The 9,022-nt window shown below is 63.9% G+C and carries 8 protein-coding genes and 1 pseudogene; 3 read left to right on the plus strand and 6 right to left on the minus strand.

What is annotated here, in order from left to right:
• From PHP91_RS16365 to PHP91_RS16380, 4 genes and pseudogenes are all read right to left on the minus strand, one after another.
• Positions 1-341 (minus strand): annotated as a pseudogene (locus PHP91_RS16365) (branched-chain amino acid ABC transporter permease); the annotation flags it as partial.
• Between the two features lie 116 nt (positions 342-457).
• Positions 458-1,600 carry an ABC transporter substrate-binding protein gene (locus tag PHP91_RS16370; RefSeq protein WP_300143241.1) on the minus strand — a complete coding sequence of 381 codons (1,143 nt, stop codon included), beginning with the start codon at positions 1,598-1,600 and terminating at the stop codon, positions 458-460.
• A 561-nt stretch (positions 1,601-2,161) separates the two neighbouring features.
• Entirely contained in the window at positions 2,162-2,773 is a 612-nt protein-coding gene (gene cysC / locus PHP91_RS16375; protein WP_300143243.1) for an adenylyl-sulfate kinase, read from the minus strand.
• Entirely contained in the window at positions 2,770-4,482 is a 1,713-nt protein-coding gene (locus tag PHP91_RS16380; protein ID WP_300143246.1) for a long-chain fatty acid--CoA ligase, read from the minus strand. The genes cysC and PHP91_RS16380 overlap by 4 nt, the downstream gene beginning before the upstream one ends.
• A gap of 564 nt (positions 4,483-5,046) precedes the next feature.
• Here PHP91_RS16380 and PHP91_RS16385 point away from each other — a divergent pair.
• The 3 genes from PHP91_RS16385 (at position 5,047) to PHP91_RS16395 (ending at position 7,856) form a co-directional block, all read left to right on the plus strand.
• Positions 5,047-5,661, plus strand: a complete 615-nt coding sequence (locus PHP91_RS16385; RefSeq protein ID WP_300143249.1) for a winged helix-turn-helix transcriptional regulator — start codon at positions 5,047-5,049, stop codon at positions 5,659-5,661.
• A 1-nt stretch (position 5,662) separates the two neighbouring features.
• Positions 5,663-6,754 carry an N-acetylneuraminate synthase family protein gene (locus PHP91_RS16390; RefSeq protein ID WP_300143252.1) on the plus strand — a complete coding sequence of 364 codons (1,092 nt, stop codon included), beginning with the start codon at positions 5,663-5,665 and terminating at the stop codon, positions 6,752-6,754.
• A gap of 145 nt (positions 6,755-6,899) precedes the next feature.
• Entirely contained in the window at positions 6,900-7,856 is a 957-nt protein-coding gene (locus PHP91_RS16395) for a chemotaxis protein (RefSeq protein WP_300143255.1), read from the plus strand.
• A gap of 60 nt (positions 7,857-7,916) precedes the next feature.
• Here PHP91_RS16395 and PHP91_RS16400 read toward each other — a convergent pair whose 3' ends face one another.
• Positions 7,917-8,198 (minus strand): DUF2325 domain-containing protein, encoded by a 282-nt coding sequence (locus PHP91_RS16400; protein ID WP_300143258.1) that lies wholly within the window; start codon positions 8,196-8,198, stop codon positions 7,917-7,919.
• Positions 8,199-8,337: 139 nt separating this feature from the next.
• On the minus strand, positions 8,338-8,919 hold the full coding sequence (locus PHP91_RS16405) for a flavin reductase family protein (RefSeq protein WP_300143262.1): 582 nt from the start codon (positions 8,917-8,919) through the stop codon (positions 8,338-8,340).
• Between the last annotated feature and the right edge of the window lie 103 nt (positions 8,920-9,022).

The raw sequence follows: 9,022 nt of genomic DNA on the forward strand, positions 1-9,022 counted from the left end.
CCGCACATGAGCGCGGTGATGACCACGTAGAGCCGGTGCGCGCCCTTGCGCCGCAGCGGGCGGTAGGCGACGCGCTCCAGGAAGACGCCGACGCAGGCGGTCAGGGCCATGGTCAGGGGCACGGCGAAGACGAAGGTGATCGTCGGGGAGAGGCCGATGGCGGGGCCGAGCAGGAGCCCGGCCACGAAAAAGGCGATGTAGGCCCCCACCATGAAGATGTCGCCGTGGGCGAAGTTGATCAGCCGCAGCACGCCGTAGACCAGGGTGTAGCCGAGGGCGATGAGCGCGTAGAAACTTCCCCATTGGAGGGCGTTCAGTATGTTTTGGATAATGAAGTCCACGATAGTTCTTCCTGAGGGGTTTGCTTCGGGGTTAGGCCGCCCGGGTGGCCCGGGTATTCCTGAAAAGGGCGGGGGCCTTGCGGTCCCCGCCCTGGATGGTCAAGCGTTACGATGGACTAGGGGCAGACGGACTGTTCGAAGACGAACTCGCCCTGGTCCGAGATCTTGACGACTACGGCGCACTTGATGGGGTCGCCCTGGGCGTCGAACTTGGACTTGCCGGTGATGCCGTCGAACGACGTGATGGCGGCCAGGCCGTCGCGGATCAGCTTGCGCATCTCGACCGGGTCGGACGCGACCTTGCCGGCGTTCTGGAGGCCCTGCATCAGCAGGCCGATGGAATCCCAGGTCAGGGCCGCGTAGTCGGCCGGGACGGTTCCGTAGGACGCCTGATAGCGGTCGATGAAGGTCTTGGTCGCACCCGTGGCGCCGGCGGCGGCGTAGTGGGTGGAGAAGTAGTTGCCGTAGCACTGCTCGCCGCAGAGCTTGATCAGGTCGGGGGTGCCCCAGGCGTCGGAACCCATGAAGGGACCCTTGTAGCCGAGGTCACGCGCCTGCTGAACGATCAGGGCAACCTGGTTGTAGTTGTCCGGCACGAAGATGAAGTCCGGGTTGGCGGCGATGATGGTGGTCAACTGGGCGGAGAAGTCCTGGTCCTTGGTGCCGTGGGACTCGAAGGCCACGACAGGGCCGAGGCCCTTCTTCTCCCAGGCTTCCTTGAAGATCTCGGCCAGTCCCTTGGAGTAGTCGTTGGACACGTCGAAGAGCACGGCGGCCGTCTTGGCGCCGAACTTCTGAGAAGCGAAGTCCGCCGCGACCGGGCCCTGGAACGGGTCCAGGAAGGCGGCGCGGAAGACCCACGGACGATCCTTGGTGGTGTTCGGGTTGGTGGACCACGGGGAGATCATCGGGCAGTGGTTGTCGTTGCAGGTGCCGCCCGCGGGCACGGCCTGCTTGGACGAGTTGGGGCCGATGATGGCCACGACCTGCTCCTGGTCGATGAGCTTCAGAGCGACGTTGGTCGCGGATTCGGCCTTGGACTCGTTGTCCATGTAAACGAATTCGACCTTGTACTTCTTGCCGCCCACTTCCAGGCCGCCCGCGTCATTGATGTCCTTGAGGTACATCTCGGCCGCGTTCTTGGAGCCCTCGCCCACTTCCGGGATGTCGCCGGTCAGGGGCAGGTTGAAACCGATCTTGATCGATTTGGGCTTGTCTTCGCCGCATCCGGCCAGCAGCAGGGCGGATCCGACGAGCATCAGGCAAAAAATGCCAGCACGTTTAAGAAAAGTCTTCATCAATTTCCTCCTCTCATGGGAATTACAGAAGTCTGCCGCTGAAACAAGCTTACGTAATACACGAAACGACGTTCAAGGAAAAGGGGTTTTGCGCATAACATTTTTGCAAATGCCTTGTTCAACAAGAATAAAGTTCGTGCTTTCGTAGAAACAGAGCGCGTTTTTTTTGCGAAAAGAAAATTGAGGCGAATGAAAATTTTCATAAATGTCAAGAGTCGGCATGGTGCGCATGGACGTGTGAAATGCCTGTCCCGGCGGTCTGGGAGCGGGGCTTGCGGCAGGGACTGGCGGGGTTGCGCCGACGGGCTCCCGGCTTTCGATGCGGCGCGGCGGGAACCGTGGCGGGGAGCGGGAGCACGGAGAGCTGGGCGGCGGAGGCGCGGGAAATGGCCAGAGGCCGGCCGGGGCGGTCGGCCGCGTCGGAGACCCGGCGGGCCCGGCGAAACCTCGGCAGGGGTGGCGGAAGGGGAAGGGGAGGAAGGCCCGCCGCCGGGGGCGGGCCGGAATGGCGCTGGGCGCGCGCTAGCGGGCGGAGGCCGGGTCGAGGCGTTCCCGGAGGAAGGCGAGGACCCGCTCCGTGCACTGCTCCTCGGTTTCGGACGCCGTGTCGAGGCGCAGTTCCGGGGCCTCCGGGGCCTCGTAGGGAGCGGAAACGCCGGTGTAGTTCTTGATTTTGCCCTCGCGGGCCAGCTTGTAGAGCCCCTTGACGTCGCGCTCCTCGCAGATTTCCACCGGGCAGTCCACGAAGACCAGGTGGAAGTCGCCGGGCGCGTGCATGGCGCGCAGCCGCTCCTGGATGGCGTGGCGCGGGGTGATGAAGGCGCACAGGCAGATGACGCCCGCGTCCATGAAGAGCTTGGTCATCTCGCCGATTCGGCGGATGTTCTCGGACCGGTCCTCCGGGGAGAAGCCGAGGTCGCCGCACAGGCCGTGGCGGACGTTGTCGCCGTCAAAGGTATAGACGTTGAGGCCCATGTCGAAGAGGCGTTTTTCCACGGCGTGGGCAATGGTGGACTTGCCCGCGCCGGAGAGGCCGGTGAACCAGAGGGTCACGGCGCGGTGGCCGTTGCGCTCCTCGCGGTGGTTCCGGCAGACCTCCCCACGGAACTGGCAGGTGTTTTCGCTGTGCGTCATGGCTCGCTTCCCTCGGGGGCGGGTTTGCGTTTGTCGCGCTTGGCCGTTTCCTCGTCGCGCAGGGCGCGGCGGAGGACCTTGCCGACCATGGTCTTGGGCAGGGAGTCGCGGAATTCCACCTGGCGCGGGACCTTGTAGTTGGCCAGCTTTTCCCGACAGTAGGCGATCACCTCGTTGCGGTCCAGTGTCTCGCCTTTGCGTATCACCACGAAGGCCTTGACGATTTCCCCGCGCGTCTTGTGGGGGATGCCCACGCTGACGGCCTCCTCGATCCTGGGATGGGTGTGCAGGACCTCGTCGATCTCGCGCGGGTAGATGTTGTAGCCGCCGGAGATTATCAGGTCCTTCTTGCGGTCCACGATGTAGAAATAGCCGTCCTCGTCCATGGTGGCGATGTCGCCGGTGTAGAGCCAGCCGTTGCGCAGGACGTCGGCCGTGGCGTCGGGCCGGTTGTAGTAGCCCTTCATGATCTGCGGGCCGCGGATGACCAGCTCGCCCCGCTTGCCCGGCGGCAGGGGGTCGCCGCCCACCACCATGTCCACGATCTTGGCGTCGGTGTCCGGGAAGGGCAGGCCGATGGAGCCGTTCTTGCGCACGCCGAGCAGGGGGTTGAAATGGGTCACGGGCGAGGCCTCGGTCAGGCCGTAGCCCTCGTAGATTTCGCTGCCGGTGCGCTCGGCGAACTGGCGCATGTGCTCCACGGGCATGGGGGCGGAGCCCGAGACGCAGCAGTTGATGGAGTGGAGGTCGTACTTGTCCACGTCCTTTTGCTGGAGGAGCGAGATGTAGAGCGAGGGCGCGCCGGGGAAGACCGTGGGCTTGAGCTTCTGGATGCCCTTGAGCACGTCCAGGGGGACGTAGCGCGGGAAGGGGGCGAGGGTCGCGCCCATGCTGGTGGGCCAGGTCAGGCAGGTGGTCATGCCGTATATATGGAAATAGGGGAGGATGCCGAGGAAGGTCTCCTGCTGCTGGCCCAGATTGTGGATCATGGACTGGCACTGCTGGAGGTTGGCCCCGAGGTTGAAGTGGGTGAGCATACACCCCTTGGCCACGCCGGTGGTGCCGCCGGTGTACTGGAGCAGGGCCATGTCCTCGGGGTCCACGCGCGGATCGGTGTACCCTTCCTTGCCCTTGAGCAGGGCCTTGAAGGGCAGGATGGAAGCGTTGTCGAAGGGAACCCTGGGCGAATTGCGGTCTTTTTTGGCCTGGAGCTTGTAGAGCCAGTTGAGGGGGAACTTCAGCCCGTCGGCGATGGAGGTGACGAAGAACTTTTCCACCGGGATGGCGTCGCGCAGCTTTTCGAGCTTGGGCCAGAGCAGGTCCAGGGTGATGCAGCAGCGCACGCCCGCATCGTTGAACTGGTGGACGATCTCGGTCTCCATGTACAGCGGGTTGGTCATGACGCCCACGCCCCCGGCGCGGAGCACGCCCCAGAAGGCCATGATGGTCTGGGGCAGGTTGGGCAGCATGATGGCCACGCGGTCGCCGTGCCGCACCCCGGCCTTGCGCAGGTTTGCGGCCACGACCTCGGTCCGCTCCTTGAGCTTCTCGTAGGTGATGGACCAGTTCTTGAACACGAGGGCCGTGCGTTTCGGGTACTTGTGCGCGGCCCGGTCCAGGAACTTGAACAGCGGAATACGCTCGTAATCCAGGTTGGCGGGAACTTCCGGGTCGTAGGACTTGAGCCAGGGACGGTCGATGGTCTCCATGAAACATCCTTGAAAGCGGTATTGGACTCGCCGGGCGAGAACTCGGGGAAGGTATAATAGGCCGTGTTCCGGGTCAATACGCGTTGTTTGAAACAGGCGGCCTGTGCGCCGGAGTATTGACGGTTGCGGCAGCATCTCCCCCCCCCCGCCCGGCTGGGACGACCGGCAATTTCCCGGAAAGCGGGGATGAAAGTTCATTCTACTCAGTATGTTGCAAATAGCTGGGGCGCGAGACAATCGCGGCGCGGCCGTTTGGCAGATATATTGCAAATCAACGTTCGCCCGAAACAGGGGCAGGGATTGCCGTCCATACCAGTAAAGAAAAATGGCGAACCTGCCGATTATTCACTGTGTCAACGATTTGTCCCGGAGGACCCGATCCGGGAACAGGGCGCGCCAATGCCGTGGAATCGTTGCCAGTAGGGCGGTTGACAGGGTGCCGGTGCACGACTAGGGTCGTATGATGAGCGCCGGGAGACCCCCTTGGGGACGGGAATGAATCATTGACCGAGCGAACGGATGAGGGGTCCGATGCCAGGAAACGGTGCCAACGGAAATACGAGAATGCTGATAACCGAGGGATTCTACCTCAAGCCGAGCAAATCCACTCGCGTCCTCGCCATCCTCGACGCCCTGTCCAGGGATTCGAGCCTGTCCCAGTTCGAGCTGGGCAAGCGGCTCAACCTGTCCGGGGCCATGGTCAATCAGTACCTGAAGCAGTTGCAGTCCTCGGGCATGGTCGAGTTCCTGCCGGTCAACGGCAAGAGCTACCGCTACACCCTCACCGACCGGGGGCGGCAGTCGCGGAGGGAGATGTTCTCCGACTATTCCTCGGAGACGGTCCGCCTCTACACCACCATCAAGGATTTCGTGCTGGAGAAGCTCTCGGGCCTTCGGGCGGAGGGCAAGCTCCGGCTGGGGCTTTTCGGCGCGGCCGAGACGTGCGAGGTGGTGCTTTCCGCGCTGCGGGAGACGAATTTCAAGGTGATGGTCCTTCTGGACAACGACAAGAGGAAACAGGGGCAGATTTTCAACGGGCATGTGGTTTCCGCGCCGCATGTCCTCGATCATGTGGACTGCGACGCCGTGGTTATCACGTCGTTTGGCAAGCAGACCGAGATCTACGAGCAGCTCAAGCCGTACTCCGAAAAGCGCGGGTTCCAAATCGTGAGATTCTGACATGACGAACAAAGACTTCATCACGCTGCGCTCCGGCATCAGCATCGGCCGAAGGCGCCCCTGCTTCATCGTCGCCGAGATCGGCAACAACCATCAGGGCGAGTTCGACGTGGCCCGGCGGATGATCGACGAGGCCGCCGCCGCGGGCGTCCAGGCCGTCAAATTCCAGAAGCGCGACATGGAGGCGCTGCTCACCCGCGAGGGGAGGGCCGCCCCCTACACCGGGCGCAACAGCTTCGGCCCCACCTATGGCGAGCACCGCAACGCCCTTGAACTCTCCATCGATCAGATGGCGCGGCTCAAGGAGTACAGCGAGTCCCTGGGTCTGGTCTTCTTCGCCTCGGCCTGGGACGACCCGAGCCTGGCCCAGGTCCTGGACCTGGACGTGGAGCTGCTCAAGATCTGTTCGGCCGACCTGGTCAACGTGCCCCTGGTGCGCAAGTACGCCCGGTCGCGCATCCCGATCATCCTGTCCACGGGCATGTCCACCCTGGAGGACATCGACGTGGCCGTGGGCGAGATCCGCGCCTGGCACAACGACGTGATCCTGCTGCACTGCAACTCCACCTATCCCTGCCCCGAGGACCAGATCGGCCTGCCGGTCATGGACGCCCTGCGCGACCGCTACCACCTGCCCGTGGGCTACTCCGGCCACGAGAAGGGCATCGGCCCCAGCGTGGGCGCGGCGGCCCTGGGGGCTTGCGTGGTGGAGCGCCACTTCACCCTGGACAAGACCCTCAAGGGCACGGATCACCAGGCCTCCCTGGAGCCCGCCGAGCTGGCGGCCATGGTGAGCATGATCCGCGAGGTGGAGCGTGCCATGGGCGTCAAGGGCAAGAAGGTCTTTCCCGAGGAGCAGGCGGCGGCCAAGAAGCTGCGCAAATGCATCGTTTTTTCCCGCGACCTGCCCGCCGGCCATATCCTGGCCGAGGCCGACCTGACCACCCGCAGCCCGCGCGTGGGCGTCTCGCCCGTGCACTGGGACGAGGTCATCGGCGCGACCCTCAACCGGCCGGTCAAGCATGAGGAGCCCGTGCAGTGGGACGCCCTGAGCCTGGGCCAGGCCGAGTGCGTCGGCGCGGCCACTTCCTAGGCGTTCCCTCGATACGAAACGGACGGCCGCCGTCCCGCAGCAAGCGGGGCGGCGGCTTTTTTTGCGCCGGTTCGAGAAAATCATTTATCTAACAAGGGACGGGTGCTACGCGGAAAGAAGCTGACGCCCCGCGCAAGGAGGGACAATGAGCCAACAGGAAATTTTGCTGGAGACGGGCACCAACGAGCTGGAGATCATCGAGTTTTTCATCCGCGAGGCGGTGGGAGACGCTGTGGAGACCCAGTATTATGGAGTCAATGTGGCCAAGGTCCTGGAGGTGGTGGAAGCCCCCGAGGGACTGACCGGCTCCGAGGCCGCCTCCCACCCGAGTTTCCTGGGGACCATTCCCCTGCGCGACCTTATCCTGCCGGTGGTGGACCTCAGCGTCTGGCTGGGGGTGGCCCGCGCGAAGAGCCTCAACGAGCCGATCATCGTCACCGAGTTCAACGGGATGATCACCGGCTTCCTGGTCTCGGGCGTCACGCAGATCCACCGCGTGAACTGGAAGGACGTGGAGCCGCCGAGCCGGTACGTGGCCAACATGGTCACCAACTGCATCACCGGCACGGTGCAGATCCGCGACCGGTTCGTGCTCATGCTCGACCTGGAGCAGGTGCTGGCCGACCTGGACGAGTCCGGCGGCACCCGGGCCGCCCTGTCGGGCATCGTTTCAGAGGAGCGCTACCACGCCCTCATCGCGGACGACTCCACCTCGGTGCGGGAACTGCTGCGCCAGAACTTCTCCAACGCCAACTTCGAGGTCACTCTGGCCAGTGACGGGGCCGAGGCGTGGAACCGCCTCCAGGCCATCAAGGCCCAGGCCCAGGCCGAGGGCAGAAGCCCGCTGGACTTCCTGGACGTGGTGGTCTCGGACGTGGAGATGCCGCAGATGGACGGCTACACCCTGACCCGGTCCATCAAGGAGGACCCGGTGCTCAAGGTCCTGCCGGTGACCCTGTTTTCGTCACTCATCTCCAAGGCCGTGCTGCACAAGGGCAATGCGGTCATGGCCGACGCCCAGGTGACCAAGCCCGAGTTCCACGGCCTGACCGAGACGGTCCTGGAGTTGGTCCGAAACTGGCGGCGCGGGGCCGAGGCATAGGTCGCGGCCTGTCCTGCCGGTCGGCCGACCGACGTTTTGTCCCGATCCGCTGGGTCCAGCCTAGGACGTGGCCTCGTCGAGGCACTTGCGCAGGGAGCTGACACCGCAGGAATGGTGCATGAGCACCGGAATGTCGCGCCCGCGCACGGCGTCGAGCACATCCTTGCGCGCCTTGTGCGAGACCTTGTTGGTGAACAGGACCACGAAATCCACGTTGCCCAGGGAACCGGAGATCTTCCGCTCCTTGCCGGTGAAGCACTTGAGCTTCACTCCGCTCTTCTCCGCCTCGTTCATGTAATCCCGGTGCAGCCTGTCCATTCCGCCGATCAACGCCGCGCACATGTTCGCCTCCGCTAGTTAAATGAAAATGAAATTCGTTTTCAATTAAGGTTGTGATAGACGAGAGGGCGGACGGCGTCAACTGAAAAAGGAGGGCGAATGGCTTGGCCGCCCGTGCAGGGAGGGGGATGTTGCGATTCCGCTATTTCCCGGACTTGCCCGTGTGCAGCGCTTTGCCGTCGTGCCAGGCGCGGCCCACTTGTTCGCCCACGGCCCAGTATCGGTTGTCGGGCATGGTCAGGGTGAAGGGGCGGGCCTTGACGATGTCCACGCAGCCGTCGGTGAGGTACCGCTCCTCGGTCCAGGCCGCTACGAGTTCGCCGATGAACAGGGTGTTGGTGGGCAGGTCCAGGGAGTCCGCCAGGGTGAATTCCATGGACAGGGGGCAGGTGCGGATGAGGGGAGCGCTCTCCAGCTTGCCGAAGTGGACGTCGAACAGCGAGGACTTGTCCGTGCGCTTGCCCGAGGCCAGGCCGACGTAGTCGGTCGCAGCCACCATGTCGACGTCCGGGACGTTGACGCTGAACTGCCCGGTTTCGCGGATGGCCCGGTGGCTCGCGTTGCGCGGGTTGACGGCGATGCCCATCATACAGGGCTCGTAATTGAGCCGGGTGATCCAGGCCAGGGCCATGAAGTTGGCCTTCCCGTCGAGCATGGTCCCGAGGATGGTTTGGGGCTCGGGCAGAATGAAGGCGTTGTTGCCGATGTTGATCCGTTCGCTCATGGGTGTGCTCCTATGGTTGTGTGTACATACAAACATTCCGTACGCGATCAGGCCGCCAGGGAAGTCTTGAGGCGGGGCCTTGTGGGCCTGTCGCCCGAACACT

Source organism: Pseudodesulfovibrio sp. (genome assembly GCF_028692895.1).
Classification (GTDB): domain Bacteria; phylum Desulfobacterota; class Desulfovibrionia; order Desulfovibrionales; family Desulfovibrionaceae; genus Pseudodesulfovibrio.